Genomic DNA, 20,127 nt, shown 5'->3' with positions numbered 1-20,127 from the left:
TCTCTCAATTATGATTCAGCAAAAGGATAGTAAGCAAAAAGTTTTCATTCCCTGCAATACACACTTTACTTTGGCATACGTTTAAATAAATGGTAAAATTTTAGATAAGTAATAAATAGGAGGAAATAATGTGGGTTCATTATTACATATAGATAACCTTCACGGAGGTTATACACATAAAAATGTTTTGCACGGTATTTCGTTTGAAGTTTACCCAAAAGAAATTGTGGGGCTGATTGGTCTTAATGGAGCGGGGAAGAGTACGACAATTAAACATATTATTGGTTTAATGCATGCGAAGAAGGGATCTGTAGCTGTAAATGGAAAAACGTTTCAGGAAAATCCCGAGTCCTACCGTAACCAAATGGCATATATCCCGGAAATGCCCATATTATACGATGAATTAACGCTCTATGAACATCTTCGTTTAACTGCAATGGCATATGATATTCCAGAAGAAGTCTTTGAAAAAAGATTACAGCCACTACTGAAGGAATTTCGAATGGAGAAAAAGTTAAAATGGTTTCCAGTCCATTTTTCAAAAGGGATGCGGCAAAAGGTTATGATTATGTGTGCCTTTTTAATTGAGCCTCCATTATATATTGTTGACGAGCCATTTGTTGGCTTGGATCCTTTGGGAATTCAATCGTATTTACAATTAATGGATGAAATGAAAAATAATGGATCAGGTGTATTAATGTCCACACATATTTTGGCGACAGCGGAGCGGTATTGTGATCGATTCGTTATAATACATGATGGGCTAATTCGGGCAATTGGAACACTTCAAGAGCTTCGTGAAAGCTTTCATATGCCTGAAGCAACATTGGATGATTTGTATGTGCAATTAACAAAGGAAGAAGATAGCCATGTTTGATTCACATGAATTATTCAAAAAACGTTTTTCTGCTCATTTAAAGGAGACGGGCCGCTATTTAAAGTATATTTTCACTGGACATACTACGATTGTATTGCTGTTTTTCATATCTGCTTTAGCCTTTTATTACCAGCAGTGGTTAACCGGTATTCCTGAGGATTTTCCTACACCTTTCATTATAGGGGCTGGGCTTGGTTTATTAGTGAGCTATAGTCCAATAAGAACATTATTAAAAGAACCGGATTTAGTCTTTTTGATTGCTGCTGAAAGTAAGATGAGTTCCTATTTTCGTAATGCAATTATCTATAGTTTCGTCATTCAACTTTATTTGATTTTGCTTGTTGCTGCAGCATTTGGGCCATTGTATTTTGCCACATTTCCTGACCGTGCCGGAAATGTTTATTTGCTTACGATAGTTGTAGTACTTATTTTTAAAATATGGAACCTTGTTGCTAATTGGTGGATGTTTAAAGTTAGGGAACCTGGTGTAAGACGTGTGGATCTTGGTGTGCGCACATTATTAAATATGGCTGTGTTTTATTTTATAATCAATGGAGATATGCTTCTTGCCGGAGTTACAACCGCATTGTTCATGCTTGTATTTTTATTTGATTATAATGTATCCAGAAAGCAGGCAGGGATTGTTTGGGATTTATTGGTGGAAAAAGATCAGAACCGAATGCAGACATTTTACCGGATTGCTAATATGTTTGCCGATGTTCCACATTTAAAAACTCCTGTTAAAAGACGTGGGTGGCTTGTATCGTTGGTGAGCAATCTGCCATTGACTAAAAAGCACACCTTTGACTATTTATATCGGATTACATTTGTACGCAGTGGCGATTATCTCGGCATGTATATTCGTCTGATTATAGTAGGGGGATTGGCTATTTATTTCATCCCTAATTTATGGATAAAAATCTTGTTTGCTATTTTATTCTTATATTTAAGCAGTTTCCAAATGATGACACTGTACCAGCATCACCGAACAATTGTCTGGCTGGATCTTTATCCGGTTGAAGCAAGCATTCGTCAAAAAGCTGTGGTTAATTTATTATTTCAATTAACGTTCATTCAAGCGGTATCATTCTCACTTTTATTTTTGGTGATGCAGGCATATTTAGGGTTTGCTATCACCCTGGCAGCAGGAATATTATTTAATTTCCTGTTTATTAATGGCTATGTAAAACGTAAATTAGTATGAAAAAACCCTTCAGGCAATTTTTTTGCTTGAAGGGTTTCCTTATAGTGGATGTTCAAAAGTCCCATGTCCTGCTAGACACCGCAATATATGAAAATCCCATTTTCGTACAAAAGTCCGGTAAAAATGATACCTTGTCTTAGGGATATCGATACGCCCTTGAAAACGAAAAATACTTTTTCTCACGAAGATGTGAGTTCAGGGAAGCTATTATTGTGCTCAAAGCTTGCGACGACCTCGAATTTCGATGCACACAGGACGTGCTAGTGTCGGAGCTGTAGCAAATGATCTCTGAAAATGCAAATAATCGTACTGCTAACACGTCTATGAACATAGCCGTTCTCGGTCTTTTTGTCCTCTCTTTAACCTGTCTTTAGATAAATTCGTAATTGGATTAAGCTTGATATGCGAAAAAGGCTTCAATTAATGTTTTGGCAGCAATTGGTAATGCGCGTTCATCGATATCGAACTTTGGATGATGGTGTGGATATGGATTACCCTCTTTTTTTGCACCTGTGAAAAAGTAAGCTCCTGGCTTTTTCAATGTATAATAAGCAAAATCTTCTCCACCCATAACGGGAATAATTTCTTCTCGTGTATGTATCTCTTTTATATTTTCACTTGATTTGAGAACAACCGCTGCCTCTTTTTCATTGTTTACCAATGGTGGATAGCCTTTAGAATAATTAAACGTATAGGATGCATCATTTGTAAAGCAGATCCCTTTAATAATTTTTTCCATTTCCTTGATTACTTTTGCTTGAATTTCTGGATTAAGATATCTTACAGTGCCGATTAGCTTTGCTTTATCTGCAATGATGTTAAAGGAATTTCCAGCTTCAAATACACCTATCGTAACAACAGCTGTTTCAAGTGGATCTAGACGTCTGCTAACAATTTGCTGCAGCTGCGAAATCACTTCTGACCCTATAACAATTGCATCTTTTGTTTCATGTGGATACGCACCATGGCCACCTTGCCCTTGAATTGTAATTTCAAAGCGGTCTGCACCAGCCATCATTACATTTTTTGAAGTTTGCAAAACACCTAGCGGAGTTGTCGCCCATAAATGTGTTCCGAACACAGCATCAACATGATCAATTGCACCGGATTCCACAATCGGCTTGGCACCACCAGGGGAGTATTCCTCGGCATGCTGATGCAAAAATTCTATAGTTCCAGGTAATTCACCCTGAAATTCCTTCATTACTTTGGCTAGTGTGAGCAGTGTCGCCGTATGTCCATCATGGCCACATGCATGCATCACTCCATCCACTTTTGATTTATAAGGAACATCTTTTTCATCCTGAATAGGCAAAGCATCAAAATCAGCTCGGAGTGCAACTGTTTTTCCGGGTTTTCCACCTTTTAGTGTGGCAATTACTCCATTACCTCCAACCCCTGTTTTGTATGGAATACCTAATGTTTCATAAAAATCAGCGATGTATTTTGCCGTTTTGTATTCCTTGAAGGAAACCTCGGGATATTGATGCAGGTATCTGCGGATTTCAACCATCTCGGGATACAAAGCATCAATTGATTTATGTATATTTTTTAACAATGAAAGTACCTCCTTGACTGTTTTCTAACTATTATAACACTTCAAAGGTGAAGGCGGTAGCTATTTTGAAAATAGTTAACTATCTTTGTTGGAATTACAGTATACTTGAGTCATGTTCAGGTTAAGCCAGAACTTACAATAGGCTGTATTATGCCTTAGCGGATGTAAAAGGGTAAATCACGCATGAGAATTTTTCTTTTTTATTTGCTTAGGAAATTATAAAATTTAAATGTTGTGGATAACTTAGTTGCCGGAACAGCTACGTCCAGCTCTAGCGCTAAAGCTACTAGCGAGACTTCCCTCACTTCCGTACGATAAAGAAGACTCACCGATTGGGAACCAGAGGCTTAGTCGCACTTATACCCTTGTGGTGAAAGTCAACTTCGGCTCCCTACGGTCGCCTGAGTTTCCTTTATCTCCTACGGCTCAGTCCAGTCCGTACGTCGCTAACCGGGCGCCCTGCGTTTTTGTGCAGATTTTGTAGCAAAAGCAACAAAAATTTTCGGTGGAACAGAAATGGATAGCAGCTGAACCATTCTTTTTAAAAAGGGCGCATAATAAAACAAGAGCACCTAATCTAGGTGCTCTAGGAACATATGGACTATGCAAGTCTCGGATCGGCTAATAAGCGTTCAATTTCTTCTTTATGATGCGTTTCATCAGATATCAGGTCTTCTAACTTTACCACAAGCTCTGTATAGCCTAAGTCCTCAGCCTGTTTTTTTCGTTTTTCATATCTTTCAATTGTTTCTGATTCCGCTTTAAGTGTTGCCTCTAGTAAGTCCTTTACATCAGTTGGCTGCGGAACTTCAGCTGCTTTGGTAGTAGGAGTACCACCAAGTGATTTAATTTTCTCGGATAAATATAATGCATGTCCTAATTCATCTGTAATTTCCGCCTCAAAAAATGGTTTTAAAGCAGAACGGTATAATCCAGAAACGACAGATGCACTATATGTGTACTGGATGGCCGCACCGTATTCGTGTGATAAATCTTCATTAAGTCCATCAATTAATTTTTTTAAATCATTATCCATATTTATCCCTACCTTTAAATAATTTAAGTATAGTAATACATTACCCCATATAGTTTTTTTAAAACCAAAATTAAGTTATTATAAAAAGGCGGAGGTTGATAAGTTTGAAAAAATGGCATTATATTATTCTTTTTTTACTTGCAGTTGTTTTATGTACGTTAGGAATATGGATTGTGAAAATTATAAGTGGAACCGTTCCGTTTGTCGATCAATGGACACGCGAACTTGTGGAACGATTTGATGGTACATACATATATACTATATTTCGCTGGGTGACCAATTTGGGATCTGAACCCTTTATGGTTCCTTTTACAGTAATTGCAGCTCTTCTATTATGGTGGATGTTTCGAAGCTGGCTTCCTGCTTTAATCTTTGCCGGGGGAACACTTGGGAGCCATATGCTTAATAAGCTGATCAAGGCACTAGTGAATAGAGAGCGGCCAAGTATTTTGGTATCTGCAAATGCAGAAGGGTACAGCTTTCCTTCCGGGCATGCGATGATATCCATGGTTTGTTATGGCTTATTAGCTTATTTTATCGCTAAAAAGCTAACGTCAGCCAAGGCGAGATTTTTGGTGCAATTTTTTCTGGCACTCCTGATTTTTTCAATTGGAATAAGTCGTTATGTTATCAATGTACACTATTTGACAGATGTAGTCGCAGGATTTATTATCGGTTTTCTTTGTCTGATAGGCTTGATTTATCTCTATGAATGGCTGCAGAATCGAAGAACTCAGTCTTAAGTTGGAGGCAAAAACAATCTGAAGATGGTTACCCCGCTTTTGAATGAATAGTAAACTAAATGCAAGTATTCGGGAGAGGGGCAGTTTAAATGGATATAGCGGCAAATAATCAATCACAGGTAAAAATACCTGTCTTTAAAAATCGCAATTTTCTATTATTATTTATTGGAGCTTTATTTTCATCACCAGGTTATTTTGTTTATCTTATAGGAGCTGAATGGCTGATGCTGTCATTGAGTGACAATCGTTTTTACTTCGGTATGTTATTTTTTGCAGCATCTATTCCTAGGTTATTGCTGCTTACAGTCGGGGGAATCGTTGCTGATCGTTTTAATAAGCGTACTATTTTATTTTTATCTGATTTGACACGTGCTTGTTTGATTTTGGCATTATTGTTCTTTTTGGTCAATGATTTGATTACAGTATGGCATTTAATTATACTTGCAGCACTGTTTGGAACTTCGGATGCATTCAGTTATCCGGTAATCAACTCATTAACGCCAATGATTCTGCAGGAAGATCAGCTGCAGCGTGGCAATTCTTTCATTCAGATGACCAGTCAGATCAGTCCGATAGTAGGACCAGCACTTGGTGGAACATTGATTGCCGTACTTGGATTTGCAGGAGTATTTACTGTAGCATTTATCATGCTGCTCATTGCGTCAATTACTGTCTTGTTTATTCGTATCAAAAAAGAAGAAACTGTTACAGATAAAGAATCAGCTTGGACTGATTTAAAAGAAGGCTTCCATTACGCAAGAAAAAATGAACTGGTTATTTCAGTAGTTATTATGGCTTTCTTTTTAAATTTTTTCTTCTCTGGGCCGTTAGCGATTGGAATGCCAATTTTAGTGAAGGATGTCTTCCATGGTGACGCTCTCAGTCTGGCAACTGTGCAGACAGCAATGGGGGTTGGTGCACTGCTTGGCGCAATTGTCTTGGCATCCTTTACATTAAAGAAACCAGGCATTGCAATGATAGGAGGATTGATTGGATTAGGGGTTCTTTATACAACAGTTGGATTTATCACTCATTTATATCTGACGGCAGGACTGGTTGGATTGATGGCATTTGCCACACAGCTTGTAAATATCCCTTTAATTACAATGCTTCAGAGAACGACAGAGAAGAAAATGCTCGGGCGGATGATGAGCTTTCTCATGACTTTTTCCACTGGGCTTGTTCCAGTATCTTTTGTTGCTACGTCTCTGCTGATTGCGGCAGGAATACAAATGCAGACGATTATCATTGTAAGTGGAAGCATTATTACAATAATCGCTTTATATAATTTAAAAAATAAAAAGATTCTCATGTTTAAATAGGAAAGGGTGAAAAAGTTGAATCGTATACTCCGTTATTTTTTGGCCATCTTTTTAATAGGGTTCGGTGTAATGCTGGTATTTTCCAATCTCGGAATGGTAGATTTTAATCTTAATACATTATGGCATTATATGTATCCCATCTTTTTCGTTGTTATTGGCCTCAAATGGTTGATTGATTTTCTTAGACAAAAAAGAAGTGGCTGGTTCTGGGGATCCTTCTTTCTATTATTTGGAACATTGCTGCTGCTGGATCGTTTTGAAATGATTAGATTTTATTTTTTAGATGTACTGAAATTATGGCCACTATTAATTATTTATATTGGCTTTCTATTAATACGTGGTGGTGGGAAAACACTAATCATTCATAGAGGGAAAAATAACTATACAGGGAAATATTATGATAAAGGAAATTTCGCCGTTGGAAGTCAGGAATTTAATCAGCCGAATTGGAAAGTAGAAAAGATGAATCTGAATACGTTGGCTGGTGACTTTTACTTTGATTTTTCTAAAGCCTTTATCCCGGAAAAGGAAATACCGATCCGGGTAGGCGCTCTCGCGGGGGATGTTCATATACTGATGCCGGAGAATGTGGAATTTCGCATTGATGCAAAAGTAAAAGCAGGTGATATTAATATTCTCGGTCAAGAGTCGGATGGAATTAACAGATCACTTTCCTTTGAAACAGAAAACTATCAAAAAGCTGTCCGGAAATTGGACTTTATTATTAAATTAAAAGCCGGATCTATTCGTGTGGACATGGTCTAGGAGGAGGGGATAGATATGAAAAAAAGATTTTCAAGCATCCGCTACATGTTTATTCATTCTCATCTTTCCGGATTGTTTACAACAATGGTGACACTACTGGCGATATTGCTGTCTGTTTATGTTTTGGTAGAACCAGATTGGCTTACTGCTTCAGGTATTTTCTTATTCATTGCATTGTATATATTTATGGGTCTTATTATCTCCTTATATACAGGTTTTACTTCAAGTGGGAATCTGAAATCACGGCTTGATTCCATCTCTGTTCTGATTACACAATTTGCCAATGGAAATTACAGCTCTAGTATTTATTTTGAAGAAGATGATGAAATCACAAGAATCGGCAATGAGTTAAATGAGTTAGGCAAAAAACTGCTTGATCAGGTAAAATCCCTGCAGCGAATGGCAGATGAGAAAGCAGAGTTTGCGAAATCTGCCCATAAATCTGCTGTTATTGAAGAACGCCAGCGGCTTGCACGTGATTTGCATGATGCAGTAAGCCAGCAGCTTTTCGCATTAACCATGATGTCTGAAGCTGCGCTAAAACAGCTGGAGAAGAATCCGCAGATTGCCAAAACACAGATGGAGGAGGTAGCAGCTTCCGCACTGCAGGCACAAACCGAAATGCGGGCATTATTATTGCATTTACGGCCGGTACATTTATCGGGTGAACCACTTACAAAAGGAATTGATAATCTGGTTAATGAATTAAGGCAGAAAAGTCAGCTGAGCTTTAAGGTTGAGATGGACGAGGAACTGGATCTGTCAGAAACAACAGAGGAGCATGTTTTTCGGATTGTTCAGGAGTCCCTGTCAAATATTCTGCGCCATGCAAATGCTCAGGAAGTAAACTTAAATATTTTTCAACGTTCCAAGGAATTGTTCATTCATATCCGTGATGATGGAAAAGGCTTTGATATAACGAAAAGTACGGACAAAAAAACATCTTACGGCTTAAAGACAATGCGGGAGCGAAGTGAAGAACTTGGGGGAACCTTTACACTTCGATCGAATAAAGATGAAGGTACATATATTGATATTCGTATACCATGCTAAGAAATGCGGGAGTGCGTCCGTTTAGCGACGCATGTGCTGAACACTGGTGATAGACAAGGGGAGGAAGTCTAATGATACGTGTTATTGTGGTGGATGATCATGAAGTGGTAAGAAAAGGTATTATCGCATATTTGCTGACAGATGAAGAAATTGATGTCATTGGTCAAGCGTCCAATGGAAACGATGGGGCAGAATTGATTATTAAAGAAAAACCGGATGTTGTATTAATGGATTTAATGATGGAGAATGGAACGGGTATGGAGGCAACTAAGCAGGTAATGGAAAAGTACCCTGCCTGTAAAATTATTATTCTGACGAGCTTCTATGATGATGAACAGGTTTTTCCTGCGATTGAAGCGGGTGCGTTCAGTTATATTTTGAAAACATCTTCTGCTGATGAAATTGTAGATGCGATTAAGAAAGCGGCAAAAGGGGAAAATGTTATTGAACCGAAAGTAGCTGGTAAAATGATGTCCAGCTTTCGTACAGAAGTAAAAAAGCTCCATGAAGAGCTGACGGAACGGGAACTTGAAGTATTGCTGTGTATCGGGAATGGGATGACAAACCAGGAAATCAGTGAAAAACTTTATATCGGGATTAAAACGGTTAAAACACATGTGAGTAATATCTTATCAAAATTAGAAGTAAACGACCGCACCCAGGCAGCTGTCTATGTACATCGAAATAAGTTAATGAAGTAGGGGTGCACTAAAAAATTCATGATATTGTCACACCAAACTTACTTTTTGTAAGCATTACTATTGTATTAAATTATGTAAATTTATATAATACAATAGTATTTAATAAGAAAGGATGCTTATATGGGAAAGTTAACCAAAAAGGCAGAAAATCTGTTAATGTTAATTTGGGCTCAGAGCTTTATTGCTTTGGCAGGCAGTTTGTTTTATTCAGAGGTAATGGGCTATGTACCGTGTGAGCTATGTTGGTATCAGCGCATTTTAATGTACCCACTGGTAATTATTTATGGTATAGCAGCAATTAAAAAGGAAATTTCGATTGCATTACCGGGACTGATTTTAAGTGGTATCGGTATGATTGTTTCTACATATCACTATCTGGTTCAGAAGCTACCAGCCTTGCAGGAAGCGGGAGGCTCCTGTGGATTGGTACCATGCAATTTTCAATATGTGAATTATTTTGGCTTTATTACCATTCCATTTTTGGCTGGGACTGCATTTTTAATTATCTTTGTTCTACATCTGATGCTACTTAAACAAGCAAGGAGGAAATAATGGATGAAAAAGAAGATGTTCATTTTTATTGGTGTAATTGTCGTGCTTTTTGCAGCTTTATTTTTTATTACGAACTATCAAAAGAATAAAGCCTTAGAAGATAATGATAATCCTTATGGAACGAAAGATCTGGATCAGGCTACAATTGATCAATTAGATAACCCGGATTATGGCAATCAAATAATGCCTGATGAATTAGCTGAATCCCTTGATAGCGGGGAAGATAAAACTGTTTATTTCTATAGTCCAATATGTGTCTATTGTCAACAGACTACCCCTTATCTTGTGCCTTTAGCTGAGGATAATGGGATTGATATGAAAAAGTTTAATTTATTGGAGTTTAGTAATGAAGGAAATGCCTATGCCATTGAATCTACTCCGACATTAGTACATTTTGAAGATGGCGAGGAAGTTGCACGGATAGTAGGTCAACGCAGTGAAGAGGAGTTCCAGGCGTTTTTTGATGAGTATATTTTGAATTAAAAGCAAAAGCTAACCAATCCAAGAGAAAACTGGTTAGCTTTTGTTTGTTAATCATCTTTCTTTAGCATGTGGTATTCTGTTATAAATGGTTTATCTGCAGCGTATGCAGGGGGTTTTGTTGCCTGATTCTGATGCGCCTTTTTAAATTGATCCGAGTTTTTCCAGTTTTCAAAATCCTGAACCGATGCCCATTGAGTAAAAACAACATAGGTGTTACCTTTAACAGGTTTTAATAAGCGGAATGCCTGAAATCCTGGCATCATATCCATTTCGTTCTGTCTTTGTTTAAAGCGGTCTTCAAATGAAACGCTGCTATCCTCTGTGACGGGAATATTATTCATAACAACATATCCATCTTCTTGAATCATGCCCTTTCGTATGATAATCTCATAGGCTCTCCCTGATGAAAAAACATTTTTACCTTCATTTTCATAGTAGGCCAGTGCTCCTGTATTGCTTGTCATTAAATGAAAAATTATATTTTTATGTTTTTCCTCTAGTTTCTCCAGGAAATCCGTTGTTCCATTTGTCATGTATGCTTTCATCATTTACTCCCCTTTCTGCTTCTTAATTTCATATTACCCTAATTCTAGCACGAATAGTCAACGAGTACGTTATTAAAAATCATTATTACTTAACAACAAGTATTCATCCTTTTAGAATGTAGAATTCTGTCGTATAATGTAAGTGGTAATGTGTAGAGGTGAACAAATGGGTAAAAAAAATAAAGAAGGTACAAATCAGAAAACCCCCCTATCCAAGCGAATAAAAATACTTTTTTTTATTATTGGATTTACTGTTATTTTTGGACTAATTGGTTATGCTGGTATTTTATTTGGGGGAAAACTGGTTGTAGATGAAGAAAAACTAATTTTGGATGTTACAACTACAATTGAAACAAGTGATGGGGAAGTGATCGGTAAATTGTATCATGAAAACCGGTCGTTTGTTGAGATTGAACAAGTACCAACACACGTGAGAAACGCATTTATTTCTGTAGAGGATGTACGATTTTATGAGCATGCAGGAATTGATTTCAAATCTGTTGCTCGTGCTGCCTACCGTAATATTATTGCTATGAGTAAAGTGGAAGGTGCGAGTACAATAACACAGCAATTAGCAAAGAATCTCTTTTTATATAATGATAAAACATGGACACGCAAGGCAAAAGAAGCAATGGCAGCTATATATATGGAAAGAAAGTTTTCTAAGGATAGAATACTGGAATTATACGTAAATGAAATTTATTTCGGACATGGAGTTTATGGAATTGACACAGCTTCGAATTATTTTTTCTCCAAGCCAGTTGGGGAGTTATCAATTTCTGAAGGAGCCATGCTTGCAGGTTTGGCTAAGGCACCGAATGGTTATTCACCAATTAATTATCCTGAAAAAGCATTAAACCGAAGAAATACGGTACTTAGGTCAATGGAAAATGCAGGCATGCTTACAACAGAAAAAAGGCTTCAGGAGCAAGGGAAGACATTGGGATTAAATATAAAAGAACGTGAGCCAACTTCATGGATGGACAGTTATATCGATTTAGTGATGAAGGAAGCAGCTGATAAGTATCAATTATCGATTAATGAATTAAAGCGTGGTGGCTATAAAATCGTTGTGAATATGGATAAGAATGCTCAAGAGATCGCCTATGAACAATTTCAGAAAGATGCATATTTCCCTGGTATTACAGAAGGTGTTGAAGGCGCTTTTGTTATGATGGAACAGGAATCAGGGAAAATTGTTTCTGTAATTGGGGGAAGAAAGTATCGATTGGGAAATCTAAATCGAGTAACAGTCAACCGTCAGCCTGGTTCGACAATGAAACCGATAGCAGTTTATGGACCGGCTATGATGCAGGATGACAATTATACGCCCTATTCGCTAATTCCAGATCAGAAAATGGATGGGTATGCTGTTGCAAATGTTAATAATAAATACGATGGTTCAGTTTCCATATATGATGCAATAAAAAATTCAAAAAATGCTCCTGCGGTATGGTTACTTGATCAAATTGGGATAAACTATGCAAAGGATTATCTGAGTAAAATGAATATCAATCTTGATAATGATGATGGGTTAGCTCTTGCATTAGGCGGTTTAACGAATGGTTTGACACCACTGCAAATGATGGAAAGTTTTCGATCATTTGCACACTCAGGAGAGTTTATTGAATCATCTGCAATTGATCGATTGTATGACCGAAGTGGTGAATTGATTTTTGACTTCGGTACTGAGACAACGGAGGTATTTAGTTCACAAGTAGCCTGGAATATGACCGAAATTTTAATGGATACTGTAGAAAGTGGAACAGCTTCCCCCGGTGACTACCCAAAAGCTCTGGCTGGAAAAACTGGATCAACGGAGCATCCGTATGCAGAGGGACAAACGAAGGATGCCTGGTTTGTAGGCTATACACCGCAATATGTTACCGCATTATGGATGGGCTATGATATTTCAGATAAGAATCATTTTTTAACAGCAGGCAGTGAATATCCAACAAGGCTCACGAAAGCTATTTTAACGGCAATGGATAGACAAAAGCCACTTGCCGAGAGCTTTGCCAAACCAGATAATGTAGCGTCACTTCCGAAGCCGATTGTTTTACCGGAAATATCAGATTTGAAAGCGAATTATTCCTTTGGTGGCATTTCGCTTGTTAAAGGAAAACTTTCTTGGAATGGATCTGATGATAATCGGATAATTTATCATATTTATCGTGAAGAGGACGGGATCGATGAGCGAGTAGGGGAAGTGGAAGGGAAAACAGAATTCATGATAGATAATGCTTTATTTAGGTCAAATCGATATTATGTAGTTCCATATGACCCCCTAAGTCGCATTGAAGGGAAAAGATCGAATTCAGTCGAACTGTCATGGTAATTTAGACAAATTAATGACAATCATGTTGCATTGCTATACAGTGAAGTCATAAATCGATATAGTTATGAAGGAATGTTCAAAAGTCTGGTTATATCCTTCTCCTAAAAATGAAAGTAGAAGTACATATAAGTATAAAGGGTGAATTATATGTCAAAGAAAATAAATGATACCATTATTAGAGCGTATAATGGTGAAGAAACGAATTATACTCCTGCCTGGTTTATGAGACAAGCCGGCAGATCACAGGAAGAGTATCGTGAATTAAAGAAAAAGTATTCATTATTTGAAATTACACATCAGCCTGAATTATGTGCATATGTTACACGTCTACCTGTGGAACATTATGGTGTAGATGCGGCAATTCTTTATAAAGATATTATGTCACCATTACCTGCACTTGGAGTAGATGTGGAAATAAAATCAGGGATCGGACCGGTTATCCATAACCCTCTCCAAACTATCCAGGACGTGGAGAAACTTGGAATGATTAATCCAGAAGCCGATGTCCCGTATGTGCTGGACACGATTCGACTTTTAACAGAAGAACAGCTTGAGGTTCCTTTGATAGGATTCAGTGGAGCCCCCTTTACATTGGCGAGTTACATGATTGAAGGTGGACCATCGAAAAATTACAGTAAAACAAAAGCATTTATGTATCGTGATTCTGAGGCATGGTTTTTGCTGATGGAAAAACTTGCAGATATGGTTATAGCTTATGTGGAAGCACAAATTGAGGCAGGCGCAAAGGCGATTCAAATTTTTGATTCATGGGTGGGGGCATTAAATGCTCCAGATTATCGTGTATTTATAAAACCGATTATGACAAGAATTTTTGCAGAGTTAAAACAGCATCATGTGCCATTGATCTATTTCGGAGTAGGTGCAAGACATTTGCTGCTGGAGTGGAATGATCTTCCTGTTGATGTTATCGGTCTTGATTGGCGTACATCTATTACGGAGGCAAGGCAAATGGGGGTAACCAAAGTACTCCAAGGTAACCTAGATCCGACCATCCTACTTATCCACTGGGATATAATAGAAAAACGGACAAAAGGTATTTTGGATGAAGGAATCGAGCAGGGAAAGCATGTATTTAACTTAGGTCATGGTGTTACACCAGATATTAAGCCGGCAACATTGAAAAAACTGACAGAATTTATTCATTCCTATTCAAAGCGTTAATTATTGAGGCTACTTTCTTCGAGTGTGGAACGGTGGTTACTCGTTCCACCAAAAAGATTTGATTTAAGTGGAATTGGAGCTTATTACTAACGCGGCAATCCTAGAAAATAACAATTTTTACTTACAAGAGTCAATTTTTAAAAGAGGTGCTTAACATGGGAAAAAGAAAAATGGGATTACTTGTAATGGCGTATGGTACTCCATATAAGGAAGAAGATATCGAACGCTATTACACACATATTCGTCATGGGAGAAAGCCTGCGGAAGATGCTCTTCAGGATTTAAAAGATCGTTATAAAGCGATTGGTGGTATTTCACCATTAGCAAAGATTACAGAGCAACAGGCATATGCAATCGAAGCCAATTTAAATGCTGCGCAGGATGAAATTGAATTTAAAGCATATATTGGCTTGAAGCATATTGAGCCATTTATTGAAGATGCGGTGGAAGAAATGGCTAAGGATGGTATCGAAGAAGCTGTGTCTCTTGTGCTGGCCCCACATTATTCCACATTCAGTGTGAAATCCTATAATGAGCGAGCAAATGATGAAGCTAACAAGTATGGTATTAAAATTGACTCTGTTGAAAGCTGGTATGATGCTCCAGGTTTTATAACTTACTGGGCAGACAAAATCGGTGCTGTTTTCTTTGAAATGACACCAGAAGAACGTGAAAAAGCGGTATTGATTGTATCAGCTCACAGTTTGCCAGAGAAGATTTTACAAAATGGCGACCCATATCCGGATCAATTGAAGGAAACAGCTAAGCTGATTTCGGAAGAGGCAGGAATTAAAAACTATGAAATTGGCTGGCAAAGTGAAGGGAATACCCCTGATCCATGGCTAGGACCTGATGTTCAGGATTTGACACGAGATTTATATGAACAAAAGGGATACCGGTCTTTCGTATATGCACCTGTTGGATTTATTGCGGATCACTTAGAGGTTCTATATGACAATGATTATGAGTGTAAGGTTGTTTGTGATGAGCTGGGAGCAAATTATTATCGTCCCCAAATGCCTAATGTTAATGCCCAATTTATTAATACATTGGCTGAGGTTGTTTTAAAAAAAGTAAAGCGTGAAGTGCAATGAGCGAGAGTAAAAAAATTGTTATTGTTGGCGGCGGGATAACTGGGTTATCTGCTGCTTACAATTTACAAAAGGAAATCCAAGCGAACCATTTATCCTATGAAGTAAAATTAGTGGAAGCTAGTGATCGCTTAGGTGGAAAAATCAAAACAATAAAGCGGGATGGTTTTACCATTGAACAGGGACCGGATTCGTTTTTAGCACGAAAGCAACCTGCAATTAAGCTTGCTGAAGAACTAGGTCTAAGTGATGAGCTTGTTCGAAATGGAACAGGTCAGTCCTATATTTTAGTTAACAATAAATTACATAAAATGCCTAGTGGTGCTTTCATGGGAATCCCGACACAAGTAAGACCATTTTTGTTTTCAAGGATTTTTTCCCTGAGAGGAAAGCTGCGTGCAGGATTTGATTTCGTGTTGCCAAAAGGAAAGGAAGTAAGTGACCAATCGCTTGGAGGGTTTTTCCGCCATCGTTTCGGAAATGAACTGGTAGAAAATTTGATAGAGCCACTACTGTCTGGAATTTATGCAGGAGATATTGATGATATGAGCCTGATGGCAACATTCCCTAATTTTTATCAGCTCGAGCAAGAACACCGCAGTCTGGTAAATGGCCTGCAAAAGACAATGCCCAAGCGTAAAAAATCCACTGAGAAAAAGCCTGGAATGTTCTTTTCATTTAAAGACGGTTTGGGAAGCCTAGTTGATAAAATTGAGCAGGAGCTTGATGAAGGGACAGTTGAATTAAATGCCGCTGTTGATCATGTAGAGAAAAAGGATTATGGCTATCATCTTCTGTTAAGTAATGGAGAAGTAGCTAAAGCTGATGCGATTATCATGACTGCCCCACATTACAGTTTACCGAAAATATTTAGTCAATATGATTTCTTTAAAACGTTCAATGATATACCGGCAACATCTGTAGCAAATGTTGCGATGGCTTTTGAAAAATCCTCAATCAAAAAAGATATAGATGGAACAGGGTTTGTTGTGTCCCGAAACAGTGATTACCGAATAACAGCATGTACCTGGACACATAAGAAATGGCCAACAACTACACCGGATGGAAAAGCACTTATTCGCTGTTATGTTGGCAGACCAAGCGATCAATCCGTCGTTGATCTTAGTGATGAAGAAATTAAGGAGATTGTATTAAAGGATTTAAACAAGACAATGAATATCACTGCAGAGCCCGAGTTCAGTGTGATTACCCGCTGGAAAAATGCAATGCCGCAATATACGGTTGGACATAAAGAACGGATTGCAAAAGTTCGTCATGAGGCAAGTGAACAATTACCTGGTGTGTTTTTAACAGGAAGCTCTTATGAAGGTATTGGCGTGCCGGATTGTATTGAGCAAGGGGAGAAAGCTGTTGGTGATGTGTTGGGGTTTTTAAGAGGTTAGATTAAATGCTGGTTCTAGGCTGGATTGTTTGCTTGGGACCGGTTTTTTTGTGCGGTGTTTTCGGGGAGAGGCTGAAGTTCACAGTGAGAAGGCAGAAGTTCACAATGGAATGATTAGAAGTTCACAGTGAAGTGGTCAGAAGTTCACAACTAAATGGCTGAAGTTCACATATGTAATAGAGAAAAAGATGACCGGCTCAGGGAGCGGTCATCTTAATTTCTCCATCTATTCGTAACTCTTCTCCAATTCATCAACAAGTGATCCTGCATATGCTACTGCTTCTTTAATGGCATCTGTCTTTGACATATCCACACCGGCTTGTTTGATGAGATCAAGTGGTTTCTTACTGCCACCGGCTCTAAGTACATCAAGCCAACGCTCAACAGCGGGTTTTCCTTCCGTTTGAATTTTTTGTGCAACGGCGGTGGATACAGTTAAGCCAGCGGAATACGTATATGGATATAGGCCCATATAATAATGCGGCTGACGCATCCATGTTAAACCTGCACCTTCATCAAATGCTACTGCACTGCCCCAGAAATTCTCCAATGCTTCTCTTTTTTGTGCTGATAATACATTCGCTGTCAGTGGTGTTCCTTCTTCCGCAAGTGCATAGACACGACGTTGGAACTCTCCTTCCAATAAATGTGTTACAAAGTTATGATAGTAGGTTCCAAGTAGCTGTGTAATAACCCAGCGTTTCATCCGTTTGTCATCCGTTTTTTCAAGCAAATGATTTGCTAACAGCAGTTCATTTATGGTTGATGGTGCTTCAATGAAATAGGTGGAAGGACGAGTATTTACAAGGGATTGATTCTTCCCGGCAAGATAAAAATGTCCTGCATGACCTAATTCATGTGCCAATACAAATGCTCCTCGCATGGTATCCGTCCAGGTTACTAAGATGTAAGGATGAACGCCATATGGACTTGAACAGAAGGCTCCGGTAGCTTTCCCTGTATTGTCTGCAAAATCCACCCAACGATTATTCAAGCCTTTTTTCATGATTTCACTATATTCCGGACCCATCACTTCCAATGCTTCTAGAATAGTAGACTTTGCTTCTTCATAGGTTGTGCTCGGATTAAATTCAGGGTCAAGTGGCGCTTTTAAATCACTGTAATGAAGCTGATCAAGACCTAGTTTTTCTTTCTTAAGCTTTGCATATCGTTGCATATGTGGTGCTAATTCTTCCTGAATCACATCTAACTGATTGTGATACATCTCTTTAGTTACTTGTTGGGACTTAAGCAGCATATCTGTAACAGAGTCATAGGAGCGCAAGTTCGCCATTGTCACCTGTTTTGTGACTTCTGTTGCATAGGTTGCAGCGTACGTATTTTTATACTGATTCAATGTTTTAATAAAAGAATCATAGGCATTACGACGAGTTTTGGTATCTGAGGAAAGCTCATATCGATCTTCATATAATGCTGCTGACATAGGTAGTTCAGTGCCATCTTCATCCAAGATTGAATCAAATTCCATATCTGCAGACTTGCTGCGTTGATAAATCATATATGGTGCCTCATGTACCTCACTAAGTGCGGTTAGCGTTTCCTCTATCTCTGGTGCTAATGTATAAGGTTTTTTCTCCAGTGTATCTTCAAGCATTTTTTGATAGTTTTTTAACTTTGGTTCTGCTTTTAAAAATTGGCCGATTGTCTCTTCGGAAAGTGTTAATAACTCTGATTCGATAAAAGATAGCTTTGCACCGATTCCAGCTAATGCCGAGGATATCTTTGCCGAGTCCCGTTGATTGTTAGGATCGATACCGTCAGCACTTGAACGTAAATTAGCATAAGTAGCTACACAGATAACTCTTTGTTTATAGTTTTCCAATGTTGAAAAACAATTTAATAGATTTTCAGCACTTGTACCTAAAGTACCTTTATACGTTGTTACCTCATTTACATCTGTTTGAATTGCAGCTAATTCTTTCTCAAAAGCAGCTTGAGATGTAAATAAAGCACTTAAATCCCATGTTTGTTCCATAGGTACATCAGAACGATTCCACCTTTTTGATGCAGTAGTTGTCATTATTAAAGCTCCCTTCAAAACTATTTCGATACTCTGATTAATTATAATATAAACACAAATAGAATGATACGATTTTTCAGATTTCCATTTGAATATACAAAAAAACACAGCTACATATAATAGCTGTGAGTAGATTGTAGTATAGTGTTGTAGTACAGTAGAAATAGCTAGGAAAATTCGACCCGGTATTTCTGGTGCTTCTGACGTTATCTTGCTGGATGATCACATTCGTCACATAAATTACCGTAGCAATCAGCTTTCTCATACATATCATGGCCACATTGACTGCATTTTTTCTTTGGTAGATTTCTAAAAAACTCAATGACGTTAATCAAGGTGATTCCTCCTTGTAAATGATTTAAATACATTGTAGTATAACAGTATGATGTTTGTCAATGGTGTGTTACAACAAATTTAAAAAAAGGGTGATTTTTTTGAAAATAACAGTCATTGGTTGTTGGGGAGGGTATCCTGCCCCTAATAGTGCGACATCTGCTTATTTAATTGAAAAAGACGACTTTTCTTTATTAATGGATGTGGGAAGTGGCGCATTATCTAAATTGCAAAATTATAAATTTGTTTCTGAACTTGATGCGGTAATTTTATCTCATTATCACCATGACCATGTAGCGGATATCGGGGTACTGCAATATGCCAAACTTGTTCAATATTATGTCAATGGTATAGATAAAAATTTGCCAATTTATGGGAATCGTGAGGATCTATTCGGATTCAAATCATTAACACATAAATTCACAACAGGAATCGCCTATGATCCAACTAAAAGCTTGGAAATTGGTCCTTTTTCGATTACGTTTCTAAAGACAAAGCATCCGGTTCCGTGCTTTGGCATGCGGATTACGGATGGTGAAAATGTACTGGTATATACTGCGGATACAAGCTATCAGGAAGCATGGATAGATTTCGCTAAACAGGCTGATTTATTAATAACGGATTGCAATTTTTATGCGAACCAGGATGGATCCGCAGCAGGGCATATGACGAGCAAAGAAGGTGCAACAATTGCCCAAAGAGCGAAAGTGAAAGAATTAATATTAAGTCATCTGCCACAATATGGGGAAATTACACAACTAGTTAAAGAGGTAAAGCAATATTATAATGGGACAGTTCAACTGGCAAAAGAGGGACTAATTTGGGAAGGGAAATAGAGTATATTTTTTGATTGCTTAGGATTTTTAAAGTAAACTATATATTATAGGATTTTAAGAGAGAG

General features: G+C 37.9%; 19 protein-coding genes. 14 read left to right on the top strand and 5 right to left on the bottom strand.

Annotated elements, in window-relative coordinates; all coding sequences use genetic code 11:
* Positions 1-130 precede the first annotated feature (130 nt).
* Positions 131-877, top strand: a complete 747-nt coding sequence (locus AC6HVZ_RS05310) for an ABC transporter ATP-binding protein (RefSeq protein ID WP_497557107.1) — start codon at positions 131-133, stop codon at positions 875-877.
* Positions 870-2,081: an ABC transporter permease gene (locus tag AC6HVZ_RS05305; RefSeq protein WP_497557106.1), complete on the top strand. Its 1,212-nt coding sequence runs from the start codon at positions 870-872 to the stop codon at positions 2,079-2,081. The genes AC6HVZ_RS05310 and AC6HVZ_RS05305 overlap by 8 nt, the downstream gene beginning before the upstream one ends.
* A gap of 391 nt (positions 2,082-2,472) precedes the next feature.
* Here the strand turns inward: AC6HVZ_RS05305 and AC6HVZ_RS05300 are convergent, their stop codons facing one another.
* Together AC6HVZ_RS05300 and AC6HVZ_RS05295 are read right to left on the bottom strand one after the other, a co-directional pair.
* A complete protein-coding gene (locus AC6HVZ_RS05300; RefSeq protein ID WP_497557105.1) occupies positions 2,473-3,639 on the bottom strand; it encodes a M20 family metallopeptidase in 1,167 nt (388 codons plus the stop codon).
* 601 nt (positions 3,640-4,240) lie between these two features.
* Positions 4,241-4,675, bottom strand: a complete 435-nt coding sequence (locus tag AC6HVZ_RS05295) for a ferritin-like domain-containing protein (RefSeq protein ID WP_497557104.1) — start codon at positions 4,673-4,675, stop codon at positions 4,241-4,243.
* Between the two features lie 104 nt (positions 4,676-4,779).
* Between AC6HVZ_RS05295 and AC6HVZ_RS05290 the strand changes: the two genes are divergently transcribed.
* The 7 genes from AC6HVZ_RS05290 to AC6HVZ_RS05260 all read left to right on the top strand — a co-directional run bounded on the left by AC6HVZ_RS05290 (position 4,780) and on the right by AC6HVZ_RS05260 (position 10,294).
* Positions 4,780-5,418: a phosphatase PAP2 family protein gene (locus tag AC6HVZ_RS05290; RefSeq protein WP_497557103.1), complete on the top strand. Its 639-nt coding sequence runs from the start codon at positions 4,780-4,782 to the stop codon at positions 5,416-5,418.
* Between the two features lie 89 nt (positions 5,419-5,507).
* Positions 5,508-6,740 (top strand): MFS transporter, encoded by a 1,233-nt coding sequence (locus tag AC6HVZ_RS05285; RefSeq protein WP_497557102.1) that lies wholly within the window; start codon positions 5,508-5,510, stop codon positions 6,738-6,740.
* 15 nt (positions 6,741-6,755) lie between these two features.
* Positions 6,756-7,505, top strand: coding sequence for a cell wall-active antibiotics response protein LiaF (liaF, locus tag AC6HVZ_RS05280; RefSeq protein WP_497557101.1), 750 nt, complete (start codon positions 6,756-6,758; stop codon positions 7,503-7,505).
* Between the two features lie 15 nt (positions 7,506-7,520).
* Positions 7,521-8,558 (top strand): sensor histidine kinase, encoded by a 1,038-nt coding sequence (locus AC6HVZ_RS05275; protein ID WP_497557100.1) that lies wholly within the window; start codon positions 7,521-7,523, stop codon positions 8,556-8,558.
* 71 nt (positions 8,559-8,629) lie between these two features.
* On the top strand, positions 8,630-9,259 hold the full coding sequence (locus AC6HVZ_RS05270) for a response regulator transcription factor (RefSeq protein WP_497557099.1): 630 nt from the start codon (positions 8,630-8,632) through the stop codon (positions 9,257-9,259).
* 120 nt (positions 9,260-9,379) lie between these two features.
* Positions 9,380-9,811, top strand: coding sequence for a disulfide oxidoreductase (locus AC6HVZ_RS05265; protein ID WP_497557098.1), 432 nt, complete (start codon positions 9,380-9,382; stop codon positions 9,809-9,811).
* Between the two features lie 3 nt (positions 9,812-9,814).
* Entirely contained in the window at positions 9,815-10,294 is a 480-nt protein-coding gene (locus tag AC6HVZ_RS05260; RefSeq protein WP_497557097.1) for a thioredoxin family protein, read from the top strand.
* 47 nt (positions 10,295-10,341) lie between these two features.
* Here the strand turns inward: AC6HVZ_RS05260 and AC6HVZ_RS05255 are convergent, their stop codons facing one another.
* On the bottom strand, positions 10,342-10,839 hold the full coding sequence (locus AC6HVZ_RS05255) for an antibiotic biosynthesis monooxygenase family protein (RefSeq protein WP_497557096.1): 498 nt from the start codon (positions 10,837-10,839) through the stop codon (positions 10,342-10,344).
* A gap of 166 nt (positions 10,840-11,005) precedes the next feature.
* On the opposite strand from AC6HVZ_RS05255, the gene AC6HVZ_RS05250 reads away from it, so the two are divergent.
* The 4 genes from AC6HVZ_RS05250 (at position 11,006) to hemY (ending at position 16,853) form a co-directional block, all read left to right on the top strand.
* Entirely contained in the window at positions 11,006-13,177 is a 2,172-nt protein-coding gene (locus tag AC6HVZ_RS05250) for a transglycosylase domain-containing protein (protein WP_497557095.1), read from the top strand.
* Positions 13,178-13,324: 147 nt separating this feature from the next.
* Positions 13,325-14,359 carry a uroporphyrinogen decarboxylase gene (gene hemE, locus AC6HVZ_RS05245; RefSeq protein ID WP_497557094.1) on the top strand — a complete coding sequence of 345 codons (1,035 nt, stop codon included), beginning with the start codon at positions 13,325-13,327 and terminating at the stop codon, positions 14,357-14,359.
* Between the two features lie 155 nt (positions 14,360-14,514).
* Positions 14,515-15,453 carry a ferrochelatase gene (gene hemH / locus AC6HVZ_RS05240; RefSeq protein ID WP_497557093.1) on the top strand — a complete coding sequence of 313 codons (939 nt, stop codon included), beginning with the start codon at positions 14,515-14,517 and terminating at the stop codon, positions 15,451-15,453.
* Entirely contained in the window at positions 15,450-16,853 is a 1,404-nt protein-coding gene (hemY, locus tag AC6HVZ_RS05235; protein ID WP_497557092.1) for a protoporphyrinogen oxidase, read from the top strand. The genes hemH and hemY overlap by 4 nt, the downstream gene beginning before the upstream one ends.
* Before the next feature lie 225 nt (positions 16,854-17,078).
* On the opposite strand, the gene pepF is transcribed toward hemY, so the two are convergent.
* On the bottom strand, positions 17,079-18,893 hold the full coding sequence (pepF, locus tag AC6HVZ_RS05230) for an oligoendopeptidase F (RefSeq protein ID WP_497557091.1): 1,815 nt from the start codon (positions 18,891-18,893) through the stop codon (positions 17,079-17,081).
* A gap of 206 nt (positions 18,894-19,099) precedes the next feature.
* Positions 19,100-19,228 carry a protein YhfH gene (gene yhfH, locus AC6HVZ_RS05225; RefSeq protein WP_497557090.1) on the bottom strand — a complete coding sequence of 43 codons (129 nt, stop codon included), beginning with the start codon at positions 19,226-19,228 and terminating at the stop codon, positions 19,100-19,102.
* Between the two features lie 99 nt (positions 19,229-19,327).
* Between yhfH and AC6HVZ_RS05220 the strand changes: the two genes are divergently transcribed.
* Positions 19,328-20,062 carry an MBL fold metallo-hydrolase gene (locus AC6HVZ_RS05220; RefSeq protein ID WP_497557089.1) on the top strand — a complete coding sequence of 245 codons (735 nt, stop codon included), beginning with the start codon at positions 19,328-19,330 and terminating at the stop codon, positions 20,060-20,062.
* Positions 20,063-20,127: the final 65 nt, after the last annotated feature.

The organism is Oceanobacillus sp. NCCP-135 (assembly GCF_059698015.1).
The sequence above is the reverse complement of the archived record's forward strand: the minus strand, read 5'-3'. Positions and strand labels throughout refer to the sequence as shown.

Bases quoted from the DNA above. Each gene is read 5' to 3' on its own strand.
- AC6HVZ_RS05305 (WP_497557106.1), top strand. From the start codon at position 870: ATGTTTGATTCACATGAATTATTCAAAAAACGTTTTTCTGCTCATTTA.
- hemH (WP_497557093.1), top strand. From the start codon at position 14,515: ATGGGAAAAAGAAAAATGGGATTACTTGTAATGGCGTATGGTACTCCA.
- AC6HVZ_RS05285 (WP_497557102.1), top strand. From the start codon at position 5,508: ATGGATATAGCGGCAAATAATCAATCACAGGTAAAAATACCTGTCTTT.
- hemE (WP_497557094.1), top strand. From the start codon at position 13,325: ATGTCAAAGAAAATAAATGATACCATTATTAGAGCGTATAATGGTGAA.
- AC6HVZ_RS05275 (WP_497557100.1), top strand. From the start codon at position 7,521: ATGAAAAAAAGATTTTCAAGCATCCGCTACATGTTTATTCATTCTCAT.
- AC6HVZ_RS05255 (WP_497557096.1), bottom strand. From the start codon at position 10,839: ATGAAAGCATACATGACAAATGGAACAACGGATTTCCTGGAGAAACTA.
- AC6HVZ_RS05270 (WP_497557099.1), top strand. From the start codon at position 8,630: ATGATACGTGTTATTGTGGTGGATGATCATGAAGTGGTAAGAAAAGGT.
- AC6HVZ_RS05265 (WP_497557098.1), top strand. From the start codon at position 9,380: ATGGGAAAGTTAACCAAAAAGGCAGAAAATCTGTTAATGTTAATTTGG.
- AC6HVZ_RS05250 (WP_497557095.1), top strand. From the start codon at position 11,006: ATGGGTAAAAAAAATAAAGAAGGTACAAATCAGAAAACCCCCCTATCC.
- pepF (WP_497557091.1), bottom strand. From the start codon at position 18,893: ATGACAACTACTGCATCAAAAAGGTGGAATCGTTCTGATGTACCTATG.
- AC6HVZ_RS05260 (WP_497557097.1), top strand. From the start codon at position 9,815: ATGAAAAAGAAGATGTTCATTTTTATTGGTGTAATTGTCGTGCTTTTT.
- hemY (WP_497557092.1), top strand. From the start codon at position 15,450: ATGAGCGAGAGTAAAAAAATTGTTATTGTTGGCGGCGGGATAACTGGG.
- AC6HVZ_RS05295 (WP_497557104.1), bottom strand. From the start codon at position 4,675: ATGGATAATGATTTAAAAAAATTAATTGATGGACTTAATGAAGATTTA.